The sequence below is a fragment of the Paraburkholderia phymatum genome, from assembly GCF_038900715.1.
Classification (GTDB): Bacteria; Pseudomonadota; Gammaproteobacteria; order Burkholderiales; family Burkholderiaceae; genus Paraburkholderia; species Paraburkholderia phymatum_A.
The window spans coordinates 127,644-153,487 of sequence record NZ_JAYMRZ010000016.1; the positions used below are offsets into that span (position 1 = coordinate 127,644).

The following is a 25,844-nucleotide window of genomic DNA, read 5'->3' on the forward strand; positions in this document are numbered from 1 at the left end:
GCTTCTGCTTCCCGTTATCTGCCGTTGTCCTTGACGCGGTTGCGATGCCGCCGTTTTCGCGTAGCATGGCGCCAGCGCATTTTCCGGGGATACGCGTGGGTTATCTGTTGGTACTGGCCGTCGGCCTGGCGGCGGGGACGTTGAGCGGCGTGATCGGCACGGGCTCGTCGATGTTGCTGATGCCCGTGCTCGTGATGATGTTCGGCCCGCAGCAGGCCGTGCCCGTCATGGCGATCGCGGCGATCATGGGCAACATCGGCAAGGTGCTCGCGTGGTGGCGTGAAATCGACTGGCGCGCTTGCGGCGCGTATTGCGCGACGGCCGTGCCGGGCGCGGCGCTCGGCGTGCGCACGCTGCTCGCGCTGCCGCCGCATGCCGTCGAGATCGCACTCGGCGTGTTCTTCGTCGCAATGGTGCCGGTGCGCCGCTGGCTCACGCGCCGCTCGATCGGTCTCAAGCTGTGGCATCTGGCGCTGATCGGCGGGCCCATTGGCTTTCTGACGGGCATCGTCGTATCGACGGGTCCGATCACGGTGCCCGTGTTCATGGGTTATGGTCTCGTGAAGGGCGCGTTCCTCGCGACGGAAGCGGCCGGCTCGGTCGGCGTGTATGTGGCCAAGGTGATGACGTTCGGCCGCTTCGGCGCGCTGCCCGTTCACGTCGTGCTGGACGGGCTGATCGTCGGCTCCGCGCTGATGGCGGGCGCGTTCTGCGCGCGCCGCATCGTCGTGCGCATGAGTCCCGGCACGTTCAGACTGGTCGTCGATGGGCTGATGCTGTCGTCGGGACTGTCGCTGTTGTGGGCGGCCGGGCGCTGATCCGCGCGCCTTGCTTGCCGGGGCCACGCGTGCATGACGTCGCGCATGTTCCCATTGAACCCGATGCAATCACTCGACACGAAAGGAACGACATGATCGAACGAAACATGGTCTCCACGACTTTCGATTTGCCCGGCTACACCGTCGACGGCTCGCTTGGCATCGTGCGCGGCATCATCGTGCGCTCGCGTTCGGTGGTGGGCGCGATCGGCGCGGGGCTGCAAACGATCTTCGGCGGCAACATCTCGCTCTATACATCGCTGTGCGAGCGGGCGCGTCTGGATGCATACGAGCGCATGCTTGCGGAAGCCGAGAAGCTCGGCGCGAACGCTGTCATCGGCATGCGTTACGATGCGACCGAGATCGCATCGGGCGTCACGGAAGTGCTCTGTTACGGCACGGCAGTGCGCGTGCGCCGCAACGTGTGATCGAAGTGTTCAATCCAACGTTCAACCCAACGTTCAACCCGAAGTCGATGCCGAAGGAAATGTCATGCGCCTGTTGCTTGCCCTGATCTTGCCGTGGTTCCAGTTCTTCACGATTGGCCGTCCGATCGCGGGCATCATCTGCCTCGTGCTGCAACTGACGATCATCGGCTGGCTGCCCGCCGCAATCTGGTCGGTGTATGCGCTGAGCCAGTACAAGACCGACAGGAAGATAGAAGAAGCGCTCGGGCGACGCACGTAAGCCGCGCCACGCGCATGCATCGAGCCGCGATGGCGCTAGTCGTCGACGAACAGCATCGACACATAAAGAATTGTCGACACGACGATGATGCCGACGCCGACGAATACTTTCGTGCGGTTGAATTCGAGCCCGCCGTTGATCGCAACGGCGATGCCGACGACGGCCGACAGCGTGCCGATCGCCGCCAGCACGACGTGCGCCTTGCTCCAGATCATCTTGCGGCGTGCTTGGCGCTTCGGAGAGTTCCAGGGTTCGATGGGCATCGCAGTGACCATGATGCGAGCGCATTGGCTGCCGGAGCCGGCCCGTCTCGCTGCGAGGGCGAAACGGGCCGGCTGTCGAAGCCGAGCGGTCGTTATTGAATGGGCGTGCCGTCGCGCGTGATCTGGATGGCCGTCGCCGACACGTAGTTCGCGCGGACGCTGTCGCCGACCTTGATCTTGTCGAGCGGCACGTCGGGCGCGACTTGCAGGATCACGCTGCGGTTGGGTCCACGCAGCGTCACCTCGCGCTTCTTGTGGTCGATCTTCTGCACGGTCGCGACTACTTCGATGTTCTGCTTTTGCGTCGACGCGCCGCTTTCCACGGGCGTGGTCGATTGCGATTCGATGCGCGAGCGCACGCCCTTCGAGGCGACCTTGTCTGCCGACAGCAGCAGCGCGCCCTTGTACGAGATGTGGACCTGATCGCCGACCTTCAGCTTCGTCACGTCGCCGACATCGGGATCGACTTCGACGATCATCGAATTGCCGCGCGGGCCGCGGATCGTCACCTCGTTCCTGTCGGTGTCGATATGCGTGACGCGCGCGGTCACTTCCGCGACGGCAGCCGTGCCGACCGCGTTCGCAGCGGGCGAAGATGCCGGATTGTCCTGCGCGCGTGCGTCGATGGCGGGCGCGGCCAGCGTCGCGCAAGCCGCTGCAATGGCCATGATGCGAATCGAGCCGCGAACTACACGTTGCATGTGAGACTCCTCTTTTGTGCGTTGAGTGTGCCAATCGTCCTGTGCGGGGCCGTGGCGGTTTTAGCGGTCATGCTGTTTCGGCGGCGTGGGTTGCTGCCTTCTGTCTCGCGTCGTCGTATACGCGGCGCCGTTCGGCTTCCACCAGCATCCGCTTGCGCTTGATCGACTGCCGATGAATGGGCGGTCCCATCACGGCCACGTAGTCGTTGTAGCGATGCTTCTGGAAACGGCGGAAAAAGTCGGGGCCGGGCAGGCCGTTGCTGAGCGCAAGCAGCACGCCGTAGTCGATCGTCGAGACTTCCCCGAGCGACGCAACGGCTCGCTCCAGTGCGTCATAGCGCGCAGTGAGCGGATCGCTCGCGCCGAACATCGCGTGAAAGCGCTGATAGGTAAGGAGCCGCTCGTGCTCGGCGGCGCGTCGCAACGCCACGACGATACGTTCAACCCGTTCCACTTCCATGTTGCCCTCCACGCGTGAAAATGCGCCGTCGCGTACGGAATCGAATGCCGCACGATGGCATGTTGCAAATAGTCTGTTATGACGTTTATCAGTGAAACTATTTTTTTGCCAATAGACCTGATGTAATTAAATTGCCCGCCAGGTATTTTGTTTTTTAAAGCAAGCGCTCATCGCTGTACAAACAGCAAATAAAACAGGCGTGACGGATCATGCCGGCTGGCCGAAAACAGACCGCCGGCTAACGTATTACGTGCTGAAATAAACGCATTGCCGCACAACGTTCTTCTTATGAAAACGGAGCAGGCACACTACCGTGTGTGGGCCGTGAGGCTTGAATCAATGCGATGCAGTAATGGTTACAGCATGCTAGCAAACGATTTCGGTAAGTTCAAGAAATCATCCGGACGCCCCGAAAGGTATGACCATGATTTATTGTTTACCGAAACGCGCATGACTTTTCTTTTGTTGGATATTCCGCAATAAAATCCCTAAATGATTTTTCAATGCTCATGAAATTTCATGGGCGAGAGACACAGTGGCTCTGTAAACATATATCGGTCTTTTTTATGCTTGGCATTTGCTGCGCCATGTGCGTCATCCGGCAATCCGGGCGCTCGTGTTCTGACCATCGACGAGGTCGCTCATGCCTTCACGAAACGAAGAATTGCCGACCGTCATGCGCAGACTCGCCGCGGGCAGGATGCTGATGGAAGGCGCGTCGATCAGCGACGTCGCCGCGCAGTTGCACATCTCCGAAAACACCGTGCGCAAGTATCGCGCGCTGCTGAACGAAGGCGGGCTGGATTCGTTGAGGCAGATGAGCGTGGGCGGCCGTTCGTCGGTGCTCGACGAAGCGGCGATGCAATGGATCGCGTCCGCGTTGAGCGGCCCCGCGAGCGTTCACGGTTTCCCGTCCGACGCGTGGACCAGCAACCGTCTGCGCGAACTGATACGCGCGCGGTTCGGCGTCAGCTACTCGCGCGTCTATACGTGGCAGATTGCGACCAATCTGGGTCTCGGGCACCGGCTCACGAAGTCACGCAAATAGTCGTGTGACAGGCCGCTTGACGCGGCCTTCAGCGCGCGGCGGGCAACAGCTCGCCCCACGCGACGAGAATCTTCTGGATGCTGCGCGCGTAGGAGTCGCGCTCTTTCGGCGACTCCGAGTGATAGGCGCCGATCGCGCGCCACGTGTTGCCGTACTTGACCATCTTCTGCTTGATCAGCCATGCGGCGACATAGATGTTCACGCATGCATCGGTGAGCGCGCGATGCGGAATGCCGAGGCGTTTCAGGTCGCTGAAATGCACGGAGTTGATCTGCAATTGCCCGACGTCGATCGAGCCGTTCGCGTTGCGATTGATCGCGTTCGCGTCGCCCTTCGATTCGTGCCACGCGACCGCGCGCAGAATCAGCGGATTGACGCCCTGATAGGAGGCTGCCTGTTCGAAGCAGTCGTCGGCGCGCGCGAGGTCGCATGTCAGCGACGACACGGACAACGCGAGCGCGGCGAGTGCGCATTTGAGCAGATGGCGCGAACGGCGCGTCGCAGGAAGCCGATGAGCGGACACATGAGTGGACACGGTATGACGCTCCGTTGCGGTTATTTCGCCATCGCGAGTTCGAGCTGCTTTTCGACCGAGCGCAGGTAGATGCGCGAAGCGTCGGAGACGACGAGGCGCGCGACGGGTGCCGTGGGCCTCACGTCGGCGACGACGCGCGGCTTGCGCTTTTTCGACGTGTGCTTCGGCACGACGACCGGCTCGTCATCGTCGTCGGATACGGGCGGCAGCATCGAGAGGGTCGGCAGCGGCGGATACACCTTGTCGGCAGCGGGCAGCCCGGAGATGCCCGGCGCAACGTTCGCGCTGCCTGCCGACAGCGTGCCGGCGACGGCCGGCTGGCCCGCGTAAGCGGCCTGGCTTAGGCCGGCGAGCACGAGGCTCGCCGCGAGGAGAGCGATCCTGAACATGGCGAGGCTTCCCTTCATGGTGTCGCGGAGAGTGTCGCGGCGGTTGGCCTGATCGACACGCTATACGGCTGGTTCGCGCCCGCCGTCAGGTTCTCCAGGCTGATCTTCGCCGGATGCTGTGACGGCACGCCTCGCCAGATGGCCTGATTCAGATACGGCAGGTCCTGGCCGAGGGCGGTGACGAGGATCGTCGTCGGCTGCTTTTGCGAGGCGGCCAGCGCGCCCGCTTTGGCGAGCACGGCCGACAGTTGCGGATCACGGGCGCCGAGCGCGTCGGGCGGAATCGTGAAGCTGATGAGGTCGGTCGACACGGGCGGCTTGTCCGCCTGCGATGCCGTGTTCGTGGGCAATTGCGCGCAACCGGCCATCGCGACGAGAACCATACAAAACGCAAGCTGCTTCACGAACCGCTCCCAGAAGTCGTTGACGCTACATCGGTTTGTCGGCACGGCTGCGGCGAACTTGATATGCGATCCGCAAACGTTTGGCAAATCGGGAAACTTGACTCAGGAACGGTCGTCGTCAGGAAACTCTGACCGTCGAGGGCGCGGAAAAACGGTGAGGTTGTCTCGCGCCTCTTCAGCGGTTGGCGGGCGCGCGCCTTAGACGCACAGCGGCTTCACCGCCTTGCGCGCGCGATGCCATGTGACAGATTCGCGACACAGCCGCCGAACACATTCGTGTAACACAGTAGTGAAACACGGCGGCGTCACGATAGCGTCCCCATCATCCCGGCCTCACGGCTTTCAGCTTGCGAACAACGACATGGCAGCGGATTTCATCTGGCGGCTGCTCGCCGCGTTTGCGTTCGGCGTCGCGATCGGTCTGGAACGCCAGATGCGCCAGCGCACGGCCGGGCTGCGCACGATCACGCTGGTGGCGAGCGGCGCGTGCCTGTTCGTCACGCTCGGCATGCTGACGGGCAACGGCGTCGCGGGCGTCACGCAGATTGCTGCGTATGTGGTGTCGGGCGTCGGCTTCCTGGGCGGCGGCGTGATCATGCGCGACAAGGGCTCGATCCAGGGCATCAACACGGCGGCGACGCTGTGGTGCTCGGCCGCCGTCGGTGTGCTGTGCGGCGCGGGTCACTACGGGCCGGCGTTCGCGGGCACCGTCGTCGTGCTCGCGACCAATACGCTGCTGCGCGAAGTGAGCCGCGCGATCAACGCGACGCCGGTATCGAACGCGGATCTCGTGCGCGAATATGTGCTGACAGTCGTGTGCCGCGAACAGGATGAGATCCACATTCGCACGCTGCGGTCGAATTCGATGTACTCGCAGCCATTGTCGTTTCAAAGCCTGACGAGCCAGGACTTCGAGGACGATCCGACGCGTATCGAAGTGACGGCGACGTTGCGCATGCATCCAAAGGACCAGGGGAAGCTCGAGCTGATGGCAAGTCGTATCAGCATGGAGAAGGGCGTGTCGAGCATCAGTTGGTCCGCGAAGGAGGCCGAGCCGACGCCCGAGTGAGAAAGCGCATTGCAAGGCGTTGCGCGAAGCACGGTAACGCGTTGCGCACGCACCAACCGGCACCCTCGCGAGACATGCGCTGCGCGTCCGGAGTATCGTGAGCGGCACGGCAAGATGACATGCTTGCTTCTCAACGCGAAGCGCGACGGCTTCGCCTCTTCTCAGGAGATCACAATGGCCAAGGTTCTCGTTCTCTATTACTCGTCGTATGGGCACATCGAAAAGATGGCCGAAGCAATGGCAGAAGGCGCGCGCGCTGCGGGCGCGCAGGTCGACATCAAGCGCGTGCCCGAGACCGTTCCCGAAGAGGTCGCGAAGAATGCGCACTTCAAGCTCGATCAGCAGGCGCCCGTCGCGACGGTGGCTGATCTCGAGCAATACGATGCGATCGTCGTCGGCACGCCGACGCGTTATGGACGCATCTCGTCGCAAATGGCCGCGTTCCTCGACCAGACGGGCGGACTGTGGATGCGCGGCGCGCTGAACGGCAAAGTGGGCGCGGCGTTTTCATCGACGGCGACGCAGCACGGCGGGCAGGAAACGACGCTGTTCTCGGTCATCACGAACCTGATGCACCTCGGGCTGATCATCGTGGGCTTGCCGTACAGCCATCAGGGGATGATGAACATGACGGAGATCGTCGGCGGCGCGCCGTATGGCGCAACGACGATTGCATCGGGAGACGGCTCGCGGCAACCCAGTGCGATCGATCTCGAAGGCGCACGGCATCAGGGAGCGATCGTCGCGAAGACGGCGGCGAAGCTGTTTGGCTGAGCGGCGTTCTTATTGCGGTCGATTTGCGGTCATTCGATTGCAAATGGATTGGTGGACTGAACGCGCAGCGCACGAAATGCAGTTGCGTCGTTCAGTGCGCGAAAGCCGCTGACGCGTGCTTGCAGGGATAACGTTGCAAGTTCAACCGGTTGATTGCGCGTCACGCAGTCTCGCCGGGCGGCAGTGTCAATTGCGCGATTTCAACCGTGTCGAGCTGTTCGAGCACGGCAGGCGTGAGCAGCAGTTTCGCCTTGCGAATGCCTGCGCCCATCACTACTTGCCGACGTTCCATCACGGCGGCATCGACGAGAATGCGCCAGCTCGCGGGCAAACCGAATGCGGTAATGCCGCCGAACTCCATCGCGCTCTGTTCCGTCGCGACCTCGCGCTGCGCGAACGAAATGCGCTTCGCGCCGAGCGCCGCTTTCACCGCGCCGTTCACGTCGAGGCGCAGCGAGCCGAGCGTCACCAGCGCCGCGAGATGCTCGCCGCCATCCTTCTTGTAGCGAACGACGATCGTGTTCGCGCAGTCTTCCATCGGAAAGCCGTAGCGGGAACTGAAGTCGGCGGTATCCGATGCATCGTCGGTGACGGAGAACACGATGATGTCGCGGCTTGTGATCGATGCGGCGACGTGCGCGGGAAGATGCGCGCCGATCTGATCGGGCGCGATGATGTCGAGCTTCTGAAGCGGTTCGTGCGAAAGCATGATGGATGTGAACGATCGAGGACGAAGACAGGGCGCACACATTGTACGATTCCCCGCCGCGTGCCGCCGATTCGCACATCGCTGTGGCGCATCGCTGTTCATGCGCGGATCAAGCCGATTGCGGACCGGTGCGTGCGCAACGTTCAGAAGGGCAGACTTCTTTCTTCGAGAGAGAGAAGCCGTCGCATCACTCGAGATCGTCGAGCAGTGTGGCGAGAATCATCTGCGACATGTTGCGCGGGCGGCTCGAAGGGCGGCTGAACGGTCCATAGACGGCATCGCCGCGCACGATCTCCGCGCCCGTCAGCGCGCACACGCCGCGCGAGCGCGCGATGCGGCGCACCCACAACTGCTCGGTGTAGCGCCCAGCCGTCGAATCGCGCCACGTGATCGAAACCGACTTCGCGCCGAAACGTTCGACGAATGTGATGACGGCGGCGCTGTGCTCGTCCGATGCCGTTTGCGATCGCGCGCGCTCGGCATTCGCGTTGCGCCGGGCCGCGCGCGCCGCGCAGGCGCCGTTGTCGCATTTGTCGGACGATGCGGCCCTGCTGTCCTGCGAAGGCGACTTGCCTAGCCGCGAGATGGTCGTCGTCCACGGGTCGCGCAGACCAGGCTTCGCGGGCGCCGAGCCGCCGCTCGCCGCCTCGCGTCCTACGTCGGCATAAAGCGCCTGTGTGCGGCGCAGTTCGACTTCGGTACTGTTGCGCCGGTTTGCGTGGGCGGGACGCCTGGGTTCGGCTGTAGTACCAGTTGCAGTTCCAATCCTGCTCACGTCGACTCCTCTTCAAAGCAAGGCCCTTCGAAGCGGCCATTTTGCAAAGACAGAACCTTACGTTCTGCTTCTGGCGGCCGCCCGCAGCCGCGAAACCGGCCGTTTGCGCGCGGGCGAAAACGCATGCGCCGCGCGTCGTTGCGCCTTGACGGCGAACGAACGGAGCGGCTGCACGCTGCAAGACAGCGTAGCGATAAGCTTGTCACGGCCGGCAAAAATGGCCGGTCATATGGCGAGCATGCTAACGGCTTGCCATCACGGGATAAATGCCGCGAAATTGAACACTCAATTTATTTAATTCAAACAATGAGGGCGCTTTGATGTGCGGTAGGTGCAATCGCTTGCCCGTCGTGCGATTCCGTCGATGCATATGCACACGAATCCTGGGTGAATCGCGCAGATGCGCGCCATAGCAGCTACGCCGAGCAGGGTCTTGCCTTGACTTCGAAATGCGGGCGTCCATACTCGATCCACGCTTTGGCGTTCGCCACGAGCTCATCTCACCGCAAAGGACACGACCGTTATGGACAAGACAGTGAAGGTTCCCGGCCCCGATCATCCCATCACGATTGCAAAGAGTGGCTCGCGCGTCGTCGTGTCCGTGGCGGGGCGCAAGATCGCCGACAGCAACGATGCGCTCTCCTTTCACGAAGCGTCTTATCCCGAGGTGCTCTACATTCCGCGCAAGGACGTCGACATGTCGCTGCTCGAACGCACCGATCATTCGACGTATTGCCCGTACAAGGGCGAGTGCAGCTACTACAGCATTCCCATCGGCGGCGAGCGCTCGGTCAATGCCGTGTGGACTTACGAGAGTCCCTACGACGCCGTTGCATCGATCAAGGAACATGTCGCGTTCTATCGCGATCGCGTGGATTCGTTCGAGGTCGGCGCGCAATAAAAGAACTCGCGAATGGACCGCTATCGCGGCGGTTCATTCGCTTGCGGATCGAAGGGCTCTGGTTCTGAGGGTTCCCGGCGGCGCGATGCCGGCGCGCATCGTCAGCGTTTGAAGTGTGTTCGACAGCGCGATCAAGCGTGACACAAATGACAAAAATAAAGCGCGCACGAACGCATGCGCGGCATCGTCGCGCGCATTCAGGCAGCCGACATGTTTCCGACCCGCGCGACCATGCTGATCGACGCGGAGCGTGCCGATTTCACCGACCGCGATATCCGCGACATGCTCGATGCGTTTTGGGGCTGTGCGTAGCGACGGCAGATCACCGTCGAGCGTTTGCACTGGCCGGGGCCGGCTGTGCGGGAAGGGCGGGCGTTGCTGCCGTCGCTGCGCGCGACGGCTAGCGAAAGTGGGAAAGCGAAAAGAGCGGCGAGGGCGTCAACGGGCGCCCGCGCCGAATCGATGCAAGCGTTACTCGGCGATCGAGTAGCGCGACGGCTGCGCCGGCCTCACCTCGGCGGGCTGTTCGATACGCGCGCTCGCGCCGCGGATGAAGAAGACCGCGCACAACGCCACCAGGGTCCAGACGCAAAAAATAACGGTCAAAGCGCTCATTTCAGATCATTCCAGTAAAACAGGACTGCGGTTACGTACTGCCCGTCCGGCCGCGATAGCTGCCGGTCAATGCACGGTGTGATGATCCTCGCCGTCGAACAGAAGCTCGTCGATCAGGCGCGTGGTCAGCTCGATCTGCTTTTCCAGCGACATGCGCGCCAGTTCCGCGCTTGCCGCGTCGCCGCGCGACACGGCGGCGTGCGTCTGGGTGGCAAGGCGCAGCACGGTGTCCGAGGCTAGTTGCAGGCCGCGCATCAGATCTTCCTCCGCGAATTCCGTCCCGCTGTTGCATTCCGGCACCGAGGCTTCCGGCGAGCCGGTCTCGAACTCAGGATTTCTGTTGTATCGGTAAGACATCTCAGGCTCCTCGGTGCACCAGCACGATTGAAGTGTGCGCCGCGGGACTCCTTTTCAATTCGTCGAACAGAGGCCGGTTTTCGACCCATTCCGGCATGACTGCGCCAACCTCGCATTCCGCTGAGCAATCGGGCCGCGAAAAGGCCGGTGATCGCGCGCTGCGATTATCCAGCTATGCACACACACGCTCTCTTTTGCACTTCGGACGAATAGTAAGCAACTGTTATCGCGCGGTCTGCAAGGGCTGGCCCTGGGTTGCGTCGGCGCCTGTTATTGCGCGGGTCATAAGTGTGTGGCTCGCGCACGCTCTGTGGGCGTGCCGTAATGTGCGGTCACAACTGTTTGCGAACAGTTTCTGCAGCGTCTGCTCCAATGTCACAAGGAGAAGGAGAACCATGATGAAAAAATTACTGACGCTGGCAGCCGTCGTCACCGCGACGATCGGGCTGGGGGGCTGCGTCGTCGCACCGCCTTATGGTTATGCGTATGCACCGGACTACGGCTACGGCTACGCGCCGGGATATTACGCGGGACCGTCGGTGAGCGTCGGCGTCGGCTATAGCTGCTGCTGGGGCCACGGCGGATGGGGCCATGGCGGCTGGCATCGCTAAGCGGCGGGCTGCATGCGCTGATGCGCCGCGCGCGATTGTACGGGAGAAATGCCAAACGGATAGAGCATCAGTGAACGGCGCGCATCGGGCATTCGGCGCCGCTGTTGCGCGCGCGCATGACGGCGGCGCCGCTGTGTCTGAGGTACGATCATGGGGCCGGGAACGCCCGACATACCCGGCTCTCGCCACGCAACGACTCCGCAACGCCACCTACGTTTTCACACCGAGCATGGACTACCGCGTTACCTACGAGCACAGCCTCGCCACCGCCCCCGACGACTTCATCGTGAATGTGCCGGCGCAACTGGTGTCGGATGTGCCGTCGAATATTCCCAGGGCGCTGCTGCCCGAAGTCATCGAAAAGCTGATTCTCGAACGCTCGCCGCGCATCGGCCGCATTCGCAATCTGAAGCTCATCTGACGCTGCATCAGACGCCCCGCATCAGACGCCCCGCATCAGACGCCCCGCATCAGACGCCCCGCATCAGACGCCAATTCGCCATTCCCACTCTCGCGGCCGGCCTCCAACGCTGGCCGCGTCCGCTTGAAAACGGCTTGCTTGCCCCGCATGTCTGGCTCTCGCCAATCCGGAGCCTTCTCATGGGAAGCCGTCCCCGTTTTATCGACGATCCGTCGGGTGCCGCGCTGAACGCCGCCGCGCCCGGATCGTCCGACGACGACGCACTCCTCGACGCCTATTCGCGCACCGTCATCGAAGCGCTCGAACGGGTGCGGGCGGCCGTCGTCTTCATCACCGTCGAGCGCCGCGTGCCGGGCGCGCCGGAGCGCCACGCGCGCGCGGGCACCGGCTCCGGTTTCATCTTCACGCCCGATGGCTACCTGCTCACCAACAGCCACGTCGTGCACGGCGCGACGCATATCCGCGTGCAGCTCGCCGATGGCACCAGGTTCGACGCCGATCTCGTCGGCGACGATCCGCACAGCGATCTGGCCGTGCTGCGCATCGGCTCGCCGGAGCCGCTGCCGCATGTCGCGCTCGGCGAATCGGGCAAGCTGCGCGTCGGTCAGATCGCGATTGCCGTCGGCAATCCGCTCGGGCTCGAGCAGACGGTCACGGCGGGCGTCGTGTCGGCGCTCGGCCGCTCGCTGCGCTCGAATTCAGGCCGCATGATCTACGACGTGATCCAGACGGACGCCGCGCTCAATCCCGGCAACTCGGGCGGTCCGCTGATCAATTCGGCGGGGCAGGTGATTGGCGTGAACACGGCGATCATTCCGGGCGCGCAGTCGATCAGCTTCGCGACGGCCATCGACACGGCCAAGTGGGTCATCATGCAGATCTTCGCGCATGGCCGCGTGCGGCGCGCGTACATCGGCGTGGCCGGGACGGCGACGGCGCTGCCGCGCCGCGTGCAGCGCTATTTCGATCTGACTTCGGACAGCGCCGTGCGCGTGATGGAGATCGTCAAGGGCAGTCCCGCCGCATCGGGCGGCTTGCGCACCGACGATACGATCGTTGCGATCGACGGGCAGATCGTCGATGGCGTCGATACGTTGCAGCGCGCGCTCGACGGCACGAAGATCGGCCGCGCGGTGAACGTGAGCGTGCTGCGCGGCACGCAGCGGGTCGAACTGACGGTGACGCCTGTCGAGCAGACGGCCTAAAAAACGGCCAAAAAAAATGGCCTAAAAGCGGGCTAAAAACGGTCTAAACAGCGGCCTAAAAGAGCTGCCGCTGGCCTGACGCGAGCGTCGTGAAATCGTCGCGCAGCAACGGCAGGATCGCATCGGCGACGGGCTGGAGCTGGCGCGTCAGGTAGTGCTCGTAGTCGATGTCCGAGCGCAGCGTCTCCAGCGGTTCGGGACCGCCGCTCGTCATCACGTAGCTGATCCAGCCGCCGTTCTGATACTGCAATGGGCGGCCGCGCTGCCGGTTGAATTCGTCGGCGATGCGCGCGGCGCGCACGTGCGGCGGCACGTTGCGCTCGTAGTCGGAGAGTGGCCGGCGCAGCCGCTTGCGATAGACGAGCAGATCGTCGAACTCGCCCGCGAGCGTGCGCCGCACATAATCGCGCACGTAGTCGCGATACGGCTGCTGCTTGAAGATGCGCAGATACAGTTCCTGTTGAAAGCGCTGTGCGAGCGGCGTCCAGTCGGTGCGCACGGTTTCGAGCCCCTTGTAGACGACTTCCTCGCTGCCGTCGGCGGATACCGTCAGGCCCGCGTAGCGCTTCTTGCTGCCTTCTTCCGCGCCGCGCACGGTCGGCATGAAAAAGCGCTTGTAGTGCCGCTCGAATTGCAGTTCGAGCGCGCTTTCCAGACCGAATCGCTCGCGCACGTGCTCTCGCCACCACGCGTTGATCTCGCCGACCAGCTCGCGCCCGATGCGCGCAGCGTCTTCTTCGTCATGCGCGTGCCTGAGCCAGACGAAGGTCGAATCGGTATCGCCGTAGATCACTGTGTAGCCGCTCGCTTCGATCAGCTCGCGCGTGCGATGCATGATCTCGTGGCCGCGCATCGTGATCGACGACGCGAGCCGCGGATCGAAGAAGCGGCAACCCGTCGAGCCGAGCACGCCGTAGAACGCATTCATGATGATCTTCAGCGCCTGCGACAGCGGCCTGTTTTTCTCGCGCTTCGCGGCCTCGCGTCCTTCCCACACTTGCGCGACGATCGACGGCAGGCAGTGGCGCGTGCGCGAAAAGCGCGCGCCGAGAAAGCCGGGCACCGAATGCGCGTCGTCGGGATGGCGCACGCCGTCGACGAGGCCGACGGGATCGATCAGAAACGTGCGGATGATCGACGGATACAGGCTCTTGTAGTCGAGCACGAGCACGGAGTCGTAGAGGCCGGGCTTCGAATCCATCACGAAGCCGCCTGGGCTCGCCGCGCCCGCGACGTCGCCGAGATTCGGCGCGACGTAGCCGAGCCGGTGCATGCGCGGCATGTACAGGTGCGTGAACGCGGCGACCGATCCGCCGCTGCGATCGGCGGGCAGTCCCGTGACGGTCGCGCGTTCGAGCAGGAACGGCAGCAGCTCCGTCTTCTCGAAGATGCGCGTGACGAGCTCGCAGTCCTTCAGGTTGTAGCGGGCGAGCGCGGGCTTGTCTTCGTCGAAGCGTCGCTGGATTTCGTCCATCCGCTGATACGGGTTGTCGATCGACTTGCCTTCGCCGAGCACTGCCTGCGCGACGTATTCGAGGCTGAACGACGGAAAGCTCCACGTCGCGGAACGCAGCGCCTCGATGCCGTCGATGATCAGCCGCCCCGCCGCACCCGCGAAGAAATGGTTCTGCTTGAGGCCGTGCTCGCGCCACTCCATTACGGCGCCGCCGCGTCCGATGCGCAGCGGCACGCCGTGTTCTTCCGCGGTATCGCGCAGCACCTTCAGGTCGAACTGCACGAGATTCCAGCCGATGATCGCATCGGGATCGTGCCGCTCGAACCATTCGATCATCCGCTTGATCAGTTGCGCGCGGGTGTCGCAATACTCGAGCGCGAAGTCGAGGTCTGAGCCCTCAGCGTTCTGCGGGCCGAGCATATACACCTGACGCTGCCCGCAGCCTTCGAGCGCAATCGAATACAGCTCGGCGCGCGCGCTGGTTTCGATGTCGAGCGACACGAGCCTGAGCTTTGGACGATAGCCGCTCGCGGCCTTCATGTCGGCGTTCAGCAGCGGGCCGCCGGCGGGATTCGGCTCGCCGCCGAACAGCACGGGCGCGGTGATGAACCGCTCCATCATGTACCGCTCGTGCGGAAAGACGTCGGCTTCGTACACGTCGACGCCGCCCTGCTTCAGCCGCTTTTCGAGCGCGACGAGCTGCCGGTATTGCGGGCAATACAGCCCGAGCACCGGCCGATGGTTGAAATCGCACAGGTCGAGTTCGCGCAATTCGACGTTCTTCTCACGATGCAACACGGCTTGCGCGCGCTCGCGCTGCGCGGCGGGAATGAACGCGACGCATGGCTGCGGGCGCAGGCGGACGTGGCGCGGACCGTCGTCGGTGGCGAGCCAGAACTCGATTTCCGTCCCGGCGGCCGTATCGCGCCAATGGCGGGTGAGAAGAAACCCCTGTTGAAGCTCGGACAAGCTGAAAACCCCTGCGCGGACACTTTTTGCCGCCATTCTACCCGCGACAGAAGGCGCGCGCCCCGGCCGCTTTCCCTTACCTGACGGGCGTTCGGGCCAGGTTTGGCCGATTGATAGAAAATCTAAATTGATTGTATCGTAACAATCAAATTTATTAAATTCGGCGTCTTCTTCATACTTCAATCCAACGCAGCACCCAACTCAACTCAACCGAAGAGGACGCATCAGATGCCGATCATCAACACCCAGGTCAAACCGTTCAAGGCCACCGCATACCACAACGGCGATTTCGTGACCGTCACCGACGAGAGCTTCAAGGGCAAGTGGTCCGTCGTCGTGTTCTATCCGGCCGACTTCACCTTCGTGTGCCCGACCGAACTGGGCGATCTGGCCGATCGCTACGAAGAGTTCAAGAAAATCGGCGTTGAAATCTACAGCGTGTCGACGGATACGCACTTCACGCACAAGGCATGGCACGACACGTCGGACACGATCGAGAAGATCAAGTACCCGATGATCGCCGACCCGACGCTCGCGATCTCGCGCAACTTCGACGTGCTGATCGAAGAAGAAGGCATGGCGCTGCGCGGCACGTTCGTGATCAACCCGGAAGGCGACATCAAGCTGTGCGAAATCCATGACAACGGTATCGGCCGTGACGCAGGCGAACTGCTGCGCAAGGTGCAGGCTGCGCAATACATCGCGGCGCATCCGGGCGAAGTCTGCCCCGCGAAGTGGACGCCGGGTGCCGAGACGCTGACGCCGTCGCTGGACCTCGTCGGCAAGATCTAAGCCGCCCGTCCGCTAGAAGCCACACGCTCTTCGCTGTACCTCTGCTTTAAGCGGCGCCACGCATGAAGTGGCGCCGCGTGAAGCAGTCCGCAAGGTCACGCCTTGCGAACTGCTTTACTGCCGCGCGTCCGCTTCGTCGAAAAACGCGCAGGGCATTCAAACACCCATTCCCATCTCGCCACGGACCCGAAACACCATGCTCGACGCGAATCTGAAGACCCAACTCAAAGCCTACCTCGAGAAAGTCAGCCGTCCCATCGAGATCGTCGCTTCGCTCGACGACAGCGCGAAATCGCAGGAATTGATCGCGCTGCTGAACGACATTGCAACGCTGTCGGAGCGCGTGAGCGTGATCGAGCGCCGCGACGACGACGCGCGCACGCCGTCGTTTTCGATCGGCGAGCCGGATAAGGCTGCCGGCATCCGCTTCGCCGGCATTCCGATGGGCCATGAGTTCACGTCGCTGGTGCTCGCGCTGCTGCAAACGGGCGGCCATCCTATCAAGCTCGACGATGCGGTGATCCAGCAGATCCGCGAGCTCGACGGCGACTATGCGTTCGAGACGTACTTCTCGCTGTCGTGCCAGAACTGCCCGGAAGTCGTGCAGGCGCTCAACATCATGGCGCTGATCAATCCGCGCATCCGCCACACGGCGATCGACGGCGCGCTGTTCCAGAACGAAGTCGAGTCGCGTCAGATCATGGCCGTGCCGACGATGTTCCTGAACGGCGAAGTGTTCGGCCAGGGCCGCAGCGGCGTGAAGGAAATTCTCGCGAAGCTCGACACCAACGCCGGCGCGCGCGCCGCGAAGGAACTGGAGAAGAAGCCGGTGTTCGACGTGCTGATCGTGGGCGGCGGTCCCGCGGGCGCGGCGGCTGCGATCTATTCGGCGCGCAAGGGCATCAAGACGGGCGTGGTGGCGGAACGCTTCGGCGGCCAGGTGCTGGATACGCTCGCGATCGAAAACTTCGTCTCGGTGCAGGAAACGGAAGGGCCGAAGTTCGCCACCGCGCTCGAACAGCACGTGACGAGCTATGAAGTCGATGTGATGGACGTGCAGCGCGCCGAAGCGCTGATTCCGGGGCGCATCAACGAGGTGCGGCTCGCGAGCGGTGCAGTGCTGAAGGCAAAGACGATCTTGCTGGCGACGGGCGCGCGCTGGCGCGAGATCAACGTGCCGGGCGAGCGCGAGTATCGCAATCACGGTGTCGCGTACTGCCCGCACTGCGACGGCCCGCTCTTCAAGGGCAAGCGCGTCGCGGTGATCGGCGGCGGCAACTCGGGCGTCGAAGCGGCGATCGATCTGGCGGGTATCGTGAGCCAGGTGACGCTGATCGAATTCGGTGCAACGCTGCGCGCCGACGAAGTGCTGCAACGCAAGCTGCGCGGCCTCGCGAACGTGACGGTCGTCACGCAGGCGCAAACGACTGAAATCACGGGCGACGGCAAGAAGGTCAACGGCTTGACCTACACGGACCGCGCGTCGGGCGAGTCGAAGCATGTCGAACTCGAAGGCGTGTTCGTGCAGATCGGTCTCGTGCCGAACACCGAATGGCTGAAAGGCACGGTCGAACTGTCGAAGCACGGCGAGATCGTCGTCGACGCAAAGGGCGCGACTTCCGTGCCCGGCGTGTTCGCCGCCGGCGACGTGACGACGGTGCCGTTCAAGCAGATCGTGATCGCCGTGGGCGAGGGCGCGAAGGCATCGCTGGCGGCGTTCGATCACCTGATCCGTACGAGCGTCGACGATACGCAAGACGCTCAGGCGGCGGAACTGGCCGAGGCTTGATCGACGGTTCTCGAATCGATGCGGGTGGGCGGGCTAGCTTCGGCTAGCCCGTTTTTGTTTGCGCGGGCGTGCTCGCCGGAAAGGCTGCCGTCGTCTGCTGCGAAATCATGTCGCATGGCTGTCGCGCATGCGGGCACTATCATCAATGGTGTTCCCGACCTGCGCACATCGATTCGACAATGGCCAAAAAATTTCCACTGCATCCGATACATCCTGAACGGATCTGCTGGGGATGCGATCATTACTGCCCTAAAGATTCGATGCAGTGCGGCAACGGATCGAGCAGAACGCAGCACCCGATCGAACTGCTCGGCGACGACTGGTACACAGTGGGCGACTGGGGAATCGAGGTTCCTGAAGAAGCGAACGAATCGAGTAGCGTGATGCGGTAGACTTTGCGTCGTCGAAGCAGTTGCAAACCCATCTCCTCCCGCACGAGCCAGCGCGCTCGATATCTCCGCGAAGCAACCTCCGCTTTGTGCGTCCGTGTCGTCAACCTGTCGTCCTTTCCCATCGAGCGCCGCTGACATGAAGGCGCATCGCCAATCGGTCGATTGACCAATCTTGACAGTGCAGACCAATCCTCTGTGCTACCGTTTTTGAATATCAGTTTGGAATACGAATCGAACGGTCAGAGCATCAAGATCGCAATTTTATCGAAAATTCATGGAGGAGAAAGCTGTTGAAGAATCTCGCAAAACTGACGTTGATCGGCCTCTCGTCGACCACTTTGACGCTGACGGGTTGCGGCAAGAAAGAGCCGCAGCCTCAGGCCGCCGCTCAAGGCGCTGGAGGGGCTGACGAAGAAGTGGTGAAGATCGGCCACGTCGGGCCGCTGACTGGCGGCAGCAGCCACCTCGGCAAGGACAACGAGAACGGCGCGCGTCTCGCCGTGGAAGAGATCAACAAGACGGGGCTCGTGATCGGCGGGCGCAAGGTGCGTCTGGAACTCGACGGGGAGGACGACGCAGCCGATCCGAAGACGGGAACGCAGATCGCGCAGAAATTCGTCGACGAGCACGTCGTCGCGGTGATTGGCCACTTGAACTCCGGCGTCTCGATTCCCGCCTCGCGCATCTACAACGAGGCGAATATCGTCGAGATTTCGCCGTCGTCGACCAACCCGGACTATACGAAACAAGGCTACAAGAGCGCGTATCGCGTGGTCGCGACGGATGCGCAGCAGGGGCCCGCGCTCGGCGACTATGCACTCAAGTCGCTGAACGCGAAGTCGATTGCCGTCGTCGACGATGCGACGGCGTACGGCAAGGGTCTCGCCGACGAGTTTGCGAAAGCGGCGCAGGCGAGCGGCGGACGCATCGTCGCGCGAGAGGCCACGACCGACAAGGCAACCGATTTCCGCGCCATTCTCACCACGATCAAGAGCGCGCATCCCGACGTCATCATGTTCGGCGGCATGGATTCGACCGTTGGCCCGTTCATCCGCCAGGCGGCCGCACTCGGCTTGACCGCCAAGGTGCTGAGCGGCGATGGCGCGTGCACAGAGAAAGTGGCCGAACTCGCGGGCGACGCGGTGAACAATCTTGTTTGTTCTGAAGCGAGTCTCGCCGTGTCGCGTATGCCGAAGGGCGCTGAGTTCGAAAAGCGCTTCGAAGCGCGCTTCAATGGGCCGATTCTCTTCAACGCGCCGTTCGCCTACGACGCCGTATACGTCGTCGCCGACGCGATGAAGCGGGCCAACACAACAGATGCCGCGAAGGTGCTGAACGCGATCCCTGCCACCGATTACAACGGTGTCATCGGCCACATCGCATTCGATGCGCACGGTGACATGAAGGAAGGCGCGATCACGCTGTATCACTATCAGGACAAGAAGAAGACACTTCTCGATGTCGTGAAGTTCGGCGGTGCGTCGACCTGAGTCGCCTCAAGAAGACTGGTGCAACCGGCGCGGCTTCTGCCTGGCGCGAGCCGCGCTGTCCGTTGCCGGCTTTCCGCTCGCGCCGCCCGCTTCCTTGCCGATTCCGGATGGATTGACGCCACCTAGCATCAGTTGTTCGGAGGACCAGCGGTAGTAAATGTTCGGGCGACGCGCGCCCGTTCTGCGGCCCGCGTGGTGCTTGCGTCGTATGGTGCGCGCGGGCATCGGTTTCGGCGCATGAACTTTGGCGGCGGGCTTCGCGGGCACACCAGCGAAAGTTTCCAACGGCAGCACGACGATCGTCGACTCGGGACCGGGTTGAACCGCTAACACGTCGGCGGCACACAGTGCGAGCCCGCTTATCGCGAGCGCGAGCCGACCGACTAAGGTGACGAGGCGCACGCGTGCGCGCCACTCGTCACATCTTTCGATATGCCGCCTCGCGCGAGCATGGGCATAAGGCTTCTGACGGATCAAGATTTCGATCCGTCGGCGGACGTGAATTTGTCGGCTGTCTTCCCGATCCGTTCGATCTGTACGCGCCGCGACCGCGCGTGTGTCAGTCCTAACGCTTTCGCTGCGGCGTAGGAGAGATCGATGATGCGGCCTTTCACAAACGGGCCGCGATCGTTGATGCGCACGACGACCGACTTTTCCGTCACCAGCAAGGTGACACGCACGTATGAACCGAACGGCAGCGTGCGATGAGCGGCCGTCATCGACAGATGGTCGTAGCGTTCTCCGTTTGCGGTCCGGCGTCCATGAAACTTCGATGCATACCACGAGGCATCGCCCGATTGCAGCGCACCAGCCGTAGATTTGAACGCGACGTCCAAGGGCTGCGCGATTGGCTCGCTTGCTGAAATATCGACGGGAGTGGCGGTCGACATGCGCGGCGCCGAGTCTGAGGAAGTGATTACGTTCGCACTGAATGCCTGGTGCTCGGTTGGATTTTGCGCACAAGCGGCACATAAACCCGAAATTAATAGCATTCCAAAATAGCGGATAAACGGCACGTTCGACCCTGAATTGTCACGAGGAACGGGATCTAACGGTCTCGAAAAGTTCGCGTTGACGAAGTGCCGGCGTCGCGCCGAATTCTTGACAGATGTTTACCGTTATCGCAATGGGAACGAGTGAGCGACGGAGAGCAGGCGTCCGGAAACGCCTGCCATAGCCGCTGTCGGTTACTTGCCCATCACGGCTTCGAGCGATTCGCCCGTCACGACGATCTCTGTGCGGCGATTGCGTGCACGGCCTTCGGGTGTGTCGTTGTCCGAGACGGGGCGGTCGAACGCGTAGCCCTTCAGCGAAACGCGCGAAGCGCCGATGCCGCGGCGCTCCAGCTCATCCGCCACCGTCTTTGCGCGTGCTTCTGACAAGTGCTGGTTGTATTCGCGCGTGCCGACGTTATCCGTATGGCCTTCGACGATCATCGGCTTTTTCGTGCGGTTCAGCACGACGACGACGCGTGCGATGGCAGGTTCGGCGTCGGCGCGCAAGCTCGACTCGTTGAAGTTGAACAGGACTTTCTCGGGCAGACGCACCTGCACGCCGTCCTTGACCTGCGTCACTTCGATGCCGGCTTTCCGGTTGAGCGCTTCTTCATTTTGACGATCGAGTCCCGAGCAGGCGGCCAGCAGCGAAAGGGACAAGGCACAGGTGACGAGAGGCAACAGTTTTCTCATGATCGTGGTGTCTTTGCGGAAGTTGGGAACGGACAGGCGCTTTTACGGGCGACAGTCGGGTCATCGCGCGACCACTGCGATGCGAAGGCAAGCGCTTCGAACCTCAATTCTTTATCCGAAAAGACAAGATCATGATCAGTTATCCATAGTTTTTTCGAAATTTGACAAGAAGGTGTCGCATGCATGCGCCGGATTGCAAACAAGCGTGAAACTTTCGGCCGGCGGCGCCGTGTCGAATCGACAATCCACATTCGTCGACGTCAATCGACAACGGCGCTGCGGACGTTGTCGGCAAGTGAAAGGTGGGTTTCGAGTCTCTGGCGCCCGTTGATCATCGACTGTGTGACATCAGGTCGCATGCCTAACACCAATTTCCCGGCTGTGTCCTTGATGGAGATCACGATTTGAAAACCGGCGTGTCCCTAGAATCGCCGAGCACATAAGACCTTGTGCACTTTGCCTTGCAAACCCCACACGTGCATAGCGTGGTTCAACGATCATTGGGCAAATATGTTAGCCAAAAGAACCTTCAGAGGTTGCCTCATACCGGTCAGCATCGGTCTGACTGCGTTTCTCACGGGATGTCAACTTGAAGTGCTTGACCCGAAAGGCAGCGTCGGGGTCGCTGAAAAGTCGCTGATAGCGACGGCGACCTGGGCGATGCTGATCGTCGTCATTCCCGTCATTCTGTTGACGTTATTGTTCGCGTGGCGCTATCGGGCGTCGAACCGGAACGCGGCCTACGCACCGAAGTGGTCGCATTCGACGGCGATCGAAGTGGTCGTGTGGACGATACCCGCGCTGATCATTCTGTTCCTTGGCATCCTGACGTGGAGAACCACGCACGAGCTCGATCCGTACAAGCCGCTCGAATCGAACGTCAAGCCGATCGACGTCGAAGTCGTCGCGCTCGACTGGAAGTGGCTCTTCATCTATCCCGACCTCGGCATTGCTTCGGTGAACCAGCTGGCGATGCCCGTCGGCACGCCCGTCAACTTCCACATCACGTCCGACTCCGTGATGAACTCGTTCTTCATCCCGCAACTCGGCACGCAGGTGTACGCGATGGCGGGCATGCAGACGCGCGTGCATCTGATCGCGGACGCGCCGGGCGACTACGCGGGCGTGTCGGCGAATTTCAGCGGCAAGGGCTTCTCGGACATGAAGTTCCGCACGCTCGCCGTGAGCCAGGCCGATTTCAACGGCTGGGTGCAGAAGGTCAAGGCGTCGCCGGACCGGCTCGACATGGACCACTACGGCGTGGTCGCGAAGCCGAGCGAGAAGGAGCCGGTGCGCTATTTCTCGTCGGTGGACCCGAAGCTGTTCCACAACGTCATTGCGAAATACAACAGTGGCCATGTCGTCGATTTCCGTGACGCCAACTGCGGCACGAACGCTTCGAAGGAGTAACGCATGTTCGGCAATCTGACTTTAGAGGCGATTCCGTTCGATCAGCCGATCATCATGGGCGCGGGCGCGCTCATGGGGCTGATCGTTCTGGCCGTCGCTGTGTTTCTTACGCGCGCGCACAAGTGGCGCTGGCTGTGGACCGAATGGCTCACGAGCGTCGATCACAAGAGAATCGGCGTGATGTACATCGTCGTGGCCGTGCTGATGCTGCTGCGCGGCTTCGCTGACGCGGTGATGATGCGTCTGCAACTCGCGCTCGCGAGCGGCGGCGCGGCGGGCTATCTGCCGCCGCATCACTACGACCAGATTTTCACCGCGCACGGCGTCATCATGATTTTCTTCATGGCGATGGCGTTGATGGTGGGCCTGTTCAACATCGTCGTGCCGCTGCAGATCGGCGCGCGCGACGTCGCGTTCCCGTTCCTGAACTCGCTGAGTTTCTGGATGACGGCGATCAGCGCGATCCTGATGAACATTTCGCTCGTGATCGGCGAGTTCGCGCAGGTCGGCTGGCTCGCGTATCCGCCGCTCTCCGAGTTGCAGTTCAGTCCGGGCGCAGGCGTCGACTATTACATCTGGGCGCTGGAACTGTCCGGCGTCGGCACGCTGATCACGGCGATCAACTTCTTCGTGACGATCGTCCGGATGCGCGCGCCCGGCATGACGCTGATGAAGATGCCCGTGTTCACGTGGACGGCGCTGTGCTCGAACGTGCTGATCATGGCGACGTTCCCGATCCTGACGGTTGCGCTGGCGCTGCTCGGTCTCGACCGCTACATGGACATGCACTTCTTCACGAACGAGGCCGGCGGCAACGCAATGCTGTATCTGAACCTGATCTGGGCCTGGGGACACCCGGAGGTTTACATCCTGGTTCTGCCCGCGTTCGGCATCTATTCGGAAGTGATCTCGACGTTCGCGAAGAAGCCGCTGTTCGGCTACAAGACGATGGTGTACGCATCGTGCGCGATCATGGTGCTGGCGTTCCTCGTGTGGGCGCACCACTTCTTCACGATGGGTTCGGGCGCGGACGTCAACGCATTCTTCGGCATCGCGACGATGATTATCGCCATTCCGACGGGCGTGAAGATATTCAACTGGCTGTTCACGATGTATCGCGGCCGCCTCCAGTTCACGGCGCCCGTGCTGTGGACGATCGGCTTCATGGTCACGTTCACGATCGGCGGCATGACGGGCGTGATGCTGGCGATTCCGGGCGCGGACTTCGTGCTGCACAACAGCCTGTTCCTCGTCGCGCACTTCCACAACACGATTATCGGCGGCGTGGTGTTCGGCTATCTGGCCGGCTTCAGCTACTGGTTCCCGAAGGTGTTCGGTTTCAAGCTGAACGACAGGCTCGGCAAGTGCGCGTTCTGGTGCTGGTTCGTCGGTTTCTTCGTGGCCTTCACGCCGCTTTACGTGCTCGGCTTCATGGGCGCGACGCGTCGTCTGAACCACTACGACAATCCCGCATGGCAGCCGTACATGATCGTCGCGGCATGCGGCGTCGCGCTGATCGCCACGGGCGTCGTGTTCCAGGTCACGCAGGTCGTGGTCAGCATCATCAACCGTAACAAGCCGGAATATCGCGATGTCACGGGCGATCCGTGGGGCGCGCGCACGCTCGAATGGTCGATCTCGTCGCCGCCGCCCGTCTATAACTTCGCGACGATCCCCGTCGTCGAGGAGCTGGATGCGTTCGCGCATATGAAGGAAACGGGCCGAGGTCTCGGCGTGCAGGCGGACTATCAGGACATCCACATGCCGTCGAACACGGGCGCTGGCTTCTTCATCGGCATGTTCAGCCTCGCGCTCGGCTTCGCCGCCGTGTGGCATATCTGGTGGCTCGCGATCGTGTCGCTGGTGGCGATCGCGGCGACCGTGATCGGCCGCAGCTTCAGCCGCGACGAGGGCTACTACATCCCGGCCGACGTGGTGCGGTCAATCGAAAACAAAAGCCGCGCGCCGCTTCCGAAGCATGCTGAAGCGCCGCTGGCTCTCGCGGAGGTCGAGTGATGCTGCAAAAAGTCTCTGCCGCAACCTTGAACGAGGTCGACGGCCACGGCCATCACGGCGAATCGCATTCGGTGTTCGGCTTCTGGCTGTACCTGATGACCGACTGCGTGCTGTTCGCGTCGTTGTTTGCGGTTTTCGCCGTCATGGCGCACCAGTTCAACGCCGGGCCGACGGGCAAGGATCTGTTCGACATTCCCGGCGTCGCCCTCGAAACGGCTGCGCTGCTGTTGAGCAGCATCACCTACGGCTTCGCGATGGTCGCTGCACGCCGCGACAACCCGCGTGCCGTGCTGACGTGGCTCGCCGTCACGTTCGTGCTCGGCCTCGTGTTCCTGAAACTGGAGTTGACCGAGTTCTCGCATCTGATCGCGGAAGGCGCCGGTCCGTCGCGCAGCGCGTTCCTGTCGTCGTTCTTCGCGCTGGTCGGCACGCACGGCCTGCACGTCGCGACGGGGCTGATCTGGATGGCCGTGCTGGCCGTTCAGGTGGCGCGCGCGCCGCAACTGACGCAGCGCGAGATCACGCGTCTGACGTGCCTGAGCCTCTTCTGGCACTTCCTCGACGTGGTGTGGATCGGCGTGTTTACCTTTGTCTATCTTGGGAGCGTGGTCTAAATGGCTCACTCGAATTCACATGCGCTTCATCCGGAAGCGGGCCACGGCGGTATCGGCAGCTATGTGGTCGGTTTCGTTCTGGCTGTGGTGTTGACGGCCGCCGCGTTCGGCGTCGTGATGCAGGGCTGGTTGCCGTCCAGTTCCGCGCCGCTCGCGCTTGCCGCGCTTGCCGTCGTGCAGATCGTCGTGCATCTGGTGTTTTTCCTGCACATGAGCGTGTCGACGTCGGGCCAGCGCTGGAATACCCTCGCGCTCGCTTACACGGTGCTGGCTGCGATGTTCCTCGTGTTCGGGACGGTATGGGTGATGAACAACGTCAGCATGAACATGATGTCGCGCTAATTGCGTTGACGATCCATCCGCGCATCGCGTCGTAAGGCGCGGTGAAGGCGGATGCGAAGCCGAAGGACAGCAATGTTCTTCGGCTTTTTTATTGGCCCGGGCCGATGTGCGCCGCTATCGCGTGTCAGGCAAGCGAAGCGGAAG

General features: G+C 62.3%; 34 protein-coding genes. 18 read left to right on the forward strand and 16 right to left on the reverse strand.

Going from position 1 to position 25,844, the window contains the following annotated elements:
• Nucleotides 1–95 precede the first annotated feature (95 nt).
• The 3 genes from VSR68_RS26720 (at nt 96) to VSR68_RS26730 (ending at nt 1,505) form a co-directional block, all read left to right on the forward strand.
• Complete coding sequence (locus tag VSR68_RS26720; protein WP_342942713.1) at nt 96–818, forward strand: sulfite exporter TauE/SafE family protein; 723 nt, start codon at nt 96–98, stop codon at nt 816–818.
• A 92-nt stretch (nt 819–910) separates the two neighbouring features.
• A complete protein-coding gene (locus VSR68_RS26725) occupies nt 911–1,246 on the forward strand; it encodes a YbjQ family protein (RefSeq protein ID WP_342942714.1) in 336 nt (111 codons plus the stop codon).
• Between the two features lie 64 nt (nt 1,247–1,310).
• The gene (locus tag VSR68_RS26730) at nt 1,311–1,505 is read left to right on the forward strand and encodes a YqaE/Pmp3 family membrane protein (protein ID WP_087738637.1); all 195 of its coding nucleotides are present in this window, start codon (nt 1,311–1,313) and stop codon (nt 1,503–1,505) included.
• A gap of 35 nt (nt 1,506–1,540) precedes the next feature.
• Here VSR68_RS26730 and VSR68_RS26735 read toward each other — a convergent pair whose 3' ends face one another.
• The 3 genes from VSR68_RS26735 to VSR68_RS26745 all read right to left on the reverse strand — a co-directional run bounded on the left by VSR68_RS26735 (nt 1,541) and on the right by VSR68_RS26745 (nt 2,929).
• Entirely contained in the window at nt 1,541–1,768 is a 228-nt protein-coding gene (locus tag VSR68_RS26735; protein ID WP_087738636.1) for a DUF2964 family protein, read from the reverse strand.
• A 92-nt stretch (nt 1,769–1,860) separates the two neighbouring features.
• Complete coding sequence (locus tag VSR68_RS26740) at nt 1,861–2,469, reverse strand: hypothetical protein (protein WP_342942715.1); 609 nt, start codon at nt 2,467–2,469, stop codon at nt 1,861–1,863.
• 67 nt (nt 2,470–2,536) lie between these two features.
• Nucleotides 2,537–2,929, reverse strand: coding sequence for a hypothetical protein (locus VSR68_RS26745; protein WP_342942716.1), 393 nt, complete (start codon nt 2,927–2,929; stop codon nt 2,537–2,539).
• A 643-nt stretch (nt 2,930–3,572) separates the two neighbouring features.
• On the opposite strand from VSR68_RS26745, the gene VSR68_RS26750 reads away from it, so the two are divergent.
• A complete protein-coding gene (locus tag VSR68_RS26750) occupies nt 3,573–3,977 on the forward strand; it encodes a helix-turn-helix domain-containing protein (RefSeq protein ID WP_152755753.1) in 405 nt (134 codons plus the stop codon).
• Between the two features lie 28 nt (nt 3,978–4,005).
• On the opposite strand, the gene VSR68_RS26755 is transcribed toward VSR68_RS26750, so the two are convergent.
• Genes VSR68_RS26755 through VSR68_RS26765 form a run of 3 tightly spaced genes read right to left on the reverse strand, consistent with a single transcriptional unit; the run spans nt 4,006 to nt 5,284 of the window.
• Nucleotides 4,006–4,500, reverse strand: a complete 495-nt coding sequence (locus VSR68_RS26755) for a lytic transglycosylase domain-containing protein (RefSeq protein WP_428983595.1) — start codon at nt 4,498–4,500, stop codon at nt 4,006–4,008.
• Nucleotides 4,501–4,532: 32 nt separating this feature from the next.
• Nucleotides 4,533–4,901: a hypothetical protein gene (locus VSR68_RS26760; RefSeq protein ID WP_342942717.1), complete on the reverse strand. Its 369-nt coding sequence runs from the start codon at nt 4,899–4,901 to the stop codon at nt 4,533–4,535.
• Between the two features lie 14 nt (nt 4,902–4,915).
• The gene (locus VSR68_RS26765; RefSeq protein ID WP_342942810.1) at nt 4,916–5,284 is read right to left on the reverse strand and encodes a hypothetical protein; all 369 of its coding nucleotides are present in this window, start codon (nt 5,282–5,284) and stop codon (nt 4,916–4,918) included.
• Nucleotides 5,285–5,666: 382 nt separating this feature from the next.
• On the opposite strand from VSR68_RS26765, the gene VSR68_RS26770 reads away from it, so the two are divergent.
• Nucleotides 5,667–6,374 carry an MgtC/SapB family protein gene (locus tag VSR68_RS26770; RefSeq protein ID WP_342942718.1) on the forward strand — a complete coding sequence of 236 codons (708 nt, stop codon included), beginning with the start codon at nt 5,667–5,669 and terminating at the stop codon, nt 6,372–6,374.
• A gap of 174 nt (nt 6,375–6,548) precedes the next feature.
• Complete coding sequence (gene wrbA / locus VSR68_RS26775) at nt 6,549–7,148, forward strand: NAD(P)H:quinone oxidoreductase (protein WP_342942719.1); 600 nt, start codon at nt 6,549–6,551, stop codon at nt 7,146–7,148.
• A 29-nt stretch (nt 7,149–7,177) separates the two neighbouring features.
• Here wrbA and VSR68_RS26780 read toward each other — a convergent pair whose 3' ends face one another.
• From VSR68_RS26780 to VSR68_RS26790, 3 genes are all read right to left on the reverse strand, one after another.
• Nucleotides 7,178–7,312 (reverse strand): hypothetical protein, encoded by a 135-nt coding sequence (locus VSR68_RS26780; RefSeq protein ID WP_342942720.1) that lies wholly within the window; start codon nt 7,310–7,312, stop codon nt 7,178–7,180.
• A complete protein-coding gene (locus VSR68_RS26785) occupies nt 7,309–7,857 on the reverse strand; it encodes a YbaK/EbsC family protein (protein ID WP_342942721.1) in 549 nt (182 codons plus the stop codon). The genes VSR68_RS26780 and VSR68_RS26785 overlap by 4 nt, the downstream gene beginning before the upstream one ends.
• 187 nt (nt 7,858–8,044) lie before the next feature.
• Nucleotides 8,045–8,632: a DUF3331 domain-containing protein gene (locus tag VSR68_RS26790; protein ID WP_342942722.1), complete on the reverse strand. Its 588-nt coding sequence runs from the start codon at nt 8,630–8,632 to the stop codon at nt 8,045–8,047.
• A 523-nt stretch (nt 8,633–9,155) separates the two neighbouring features.
• Here VSR68_RS26790 and VSR68_RS26795 point away from each other — a divergent pair.
• Nucleotides 9,156–9,533: a DUF427 domain-containing protein gene (locus VSR68_RS26795; RefSeq protein WP_342942723.1), complete on the forward strand. Its 378-nt coding sequence runs from the start codon at nt 9,156–9,158 to the stop codon at nt 9,531–9,533.
• Between the two features lie 33 nt (nt 9,534–9,566).
• Here the strand turns inward: VSR68_RS26795 and VSR68_RS26800 are convergent, their stop codons facing one another.
• The 3 genes from VSR68_RS26800 to VSR68_RS26810 form a co-directional block, all read right to left on the reverse strand.
• Nucleotides 9,567–9,875 carry a hypothetical protein gene (locus tag VSR68_RS26800; protein WP_342942724.1) on the reverse strand — a complete coding sequence of 103 codons (309 nt, stop codon included), beginning with the start codon at nt 9,873–9,875 and terminating at the stop codon, nt 9,567–9,569.
• Nucleotides 9,876–10,004: 129 nt separating this feature from the next.
• Nucleotides 10,005–10,148, reverse strand: a complete 144-nt coding sequence (locus VSR68_RS26805; RefSeq protein ID WP_342942725.1) for a hypothetical protein — start codon at nt 10,146–10,148, stop codon at nt 10,005–10,007.
• A gap of 66 nt (nt 10,149–10,214) precedes the next feature.
• Nucleotides 10,215–10,505, reverse strand: coding sequence for a hypothetical protein (locus tag VSR68_RS26810; RefSeq protein ID WP_342942726.1), 291 nt, complete (start codon nt 10,503–10,505; stop codon nt 10,215–10,217).
• A 398-nt stretch (nt 10,506–10,903) separates the two neighbouring features.
• On the opposite strand from VSR68_RS26810, the gene VSR68_RS26815 reads away from it, so the two are divergent.
• From VSR68_RS26815 to VSR68_RS26825, 3 genes are all read left to right on the forward strand, one after another.
• Nucleotides 10,904–11,116 (forward strand): hypothetical protein, encoded by a 213-nt coding sequence (locus tag VSR68_RS26815; RefSeq protein WP_342942811.1) that lies wholly within the window; start codon nt 10,904–10,906, stop codon nt 11,114–11,116.
• Nucleotides 11,117–11,345: 229 nt separating this feature from the next.
• Nucleotides 11,346–11,537, forward strand: coding sequence for a hypothetical protein (locus VSR68_RS26820; protein WP_342942812.1), 192 nt, complete (start codon nt 11,346–11,348; stop codon nt 11,535–11,537).
• 179 nt (nt 11,538–11,716) lie between these two features.
• Nucleotides 11,717–12,742: a S1C family serine protease gene (locus tag VSR68_RS26825; RefSeq protein WP_342942727.1), complete on the forward strand. Its 1,026-nt coding sequence runs from the start codon at nt 11,717–11,719 to the stop codon at nt 12,740–12,742.
• A gap of 55 nt (nt 12,743–12,797) precedes the next feature.
• On the opposite strand, the gene VSR68_RS26830 is transcribed toward VSR68_RS26825, so the two are convergent.
• Nucleotides 12,798–15,167: a DNA polymerase II gene (locus VSR68_RS26830; RefSeq protein WP_342942728.1), complete on the reverse strand. Its 2,370-nt coding sequence runs from the start codon at nt 15,165–15,167 to the stop codon at nt 12,798–12,800.
• Between the two features lie 228 nt (nt 15,168–15,395).
• On the opposite strand from VSR68_RS26830, the gene ahpC reads away from it, so the two are divergent.
• The 4 genes from ahpC to VSR68_RS26850 all read left to right on the forward strand — a co-directional run bounded on the left by ahpC (nt 15,396) and on the right by VSR68_RS26850 (nt 19,630).
• Nucleotides 15,396–15,959 (forward strand): alkyl hydroperoxide reductase subunit C, encoded by a 564-nt coding sequence (ahpC, locus tag VSR68_RS26835; protein WP_342942729.1) that lies wholly within the window; start codon nt 15,396–15,398, stop codon nt 15,957–15,959.
• A gap of 196 nt (nt 15,960–16,155) precedes the next feature.
• Complete coding sequence (gene ahpF, locus VSR68_RS26840; protein ID WP_342942730.1) at nt 16,156–17,748, forward strand: alkyl hydroperoxide reductase subunit F; 1,593 nt, start codon at nt 16,156–16,158, stop codon at nt 17,746–17,748.
• Nucleotides 17,749–17,927: 179 nt separating this feature from the next.
• Complete coding sequence (locus tag VSR68_RS26845) at nt 17,928–18,140, forward strand: DUF3079 domain-containing protein (RefSeq protein WP_342942731.1); 213 nt, start codon at nt 17,928–17,930, stop codon at nt 18,138–18,140.
• A 290-nt stretch (nt 18,141–18,430) separates the two neighbouring features.
• Nucleotides 18,431–19,630 (forward strand): branched-chain amino acid ABC transporter substrate-binding protein, encoded by a 1,200-nt coding sequence (locus VSR68_RS26850; protein WP_428983592.1) that lies wholly within the window; start codon nt 18,431–18,433, stop codon nt 19,628–19,630.
• A 6-nt stretch (nt 19,631–19,636) separates the two neighbouring features.
• On the opposite strand, the gene VSR68_RS26855 is transcribed toward VSR68_RS26850, so the two are convergent.
• From VSR68_RS26855 to VSR68_RS26865, 3 genes are all read right to left on the reverse strand, one after another.
• Nucleotides 19,637–20,032, reverse strand: a complete 396-nt coding sequence (locus VSR68_RS26855; RefSeq protein ID WP_342942732.1) for a hypothetical protein — start codon at nt 20,030–20,032, stop codon at nt 19,637–19,639.
• Between the two features lie 71 nt (nt 20,033–20,103).
• Nucleotides 20,104–20,646 (reverse strand): septal ring lytic transglycosylase RlpA family protein, encoded by a 543-nt coding sequence (locus VSR68_RS26860; RefSeq protein WP_342942733.1) that lies wholly within the window; start codon nt 20,644–20,646, stop codon nt 20,104–20,106.
• 171 nt (nt 20,647–20,817) lie between these two features.
• Nucleotides 20,818–21,318, reverse strand: a complete 501-nt coding sequence (locus tag VSR68_RS26865) for an OmpA family protein (RefSeq protein ID WP_342942734.1) — start codon at nt 21,316–21,318, stop codon at nt 20,818–20,820.
• A 510-nt stretch (nt 21,319–21,828) separates the two neighbouring features.
• Here VSR68_RS26865 and cyoA point away from each other — a divergent pair.
• Genes cyoA through cyoD form a run of 4 tightly spaced genes read left to right on the forward strand, consistent with a single transcriptional unit; the run spans nt 21,829 to nt 25,700 of the window.
• Nucleotides 21,829–22,728, forward strand: a complete 900-nt coding sequence (cyoA, locus tag VSR68_RS26870) for a ubiquinol oxidase subunit II (RefSeq protein WP_342942735.1) — start codon at nt 21,829–21,831, stop codon at nt 22,726–22,728.
• A gap of 3 nt (nt 22,729–22,731) precedes the next feature.
• The gene (gene cyoB, locus VSR68_RS26875) at nt 22,732–24,744 is read left to right on the forward strand and encodes a cytochrome o ubiquinol oxidase subunit I (protein ID WP_342942736.1); all 2,013 of its coding nucleotides are present in this window, start codon (nt 22,732–22,734) and stop codon (nt 24,742–24,744) included.
• Nucleotides 24,744–25,358 (forward strand): cytochrome o ubiquinol oxidase subunit III, encoded by a 615-nt coding sequence (gene cyoC, locus VSR68_RS26880; RefSeq protein ID WP_342942737.1) that lies wholly within the window; start codon nt 24,744–24,746, stop codon nt 25,356–25,358. Before cyoB ends, cyoC begins: the two co-directional genes overlap by 1 nt.
• Complete coding sequence (cyoD, locus tag VSR68_RS26885; RefSeq protein WP_342942738.1) at nt 25,359–25,700, forward strand: cytochrome o ubiquinol oxidase subunit IV; 342 nt, start codon at nt 25,359–25,361, stop codon at nt 25,698–25,700.
• Nucleotides 25,701–25,844 lie beyond the last annotated feature (144 nt).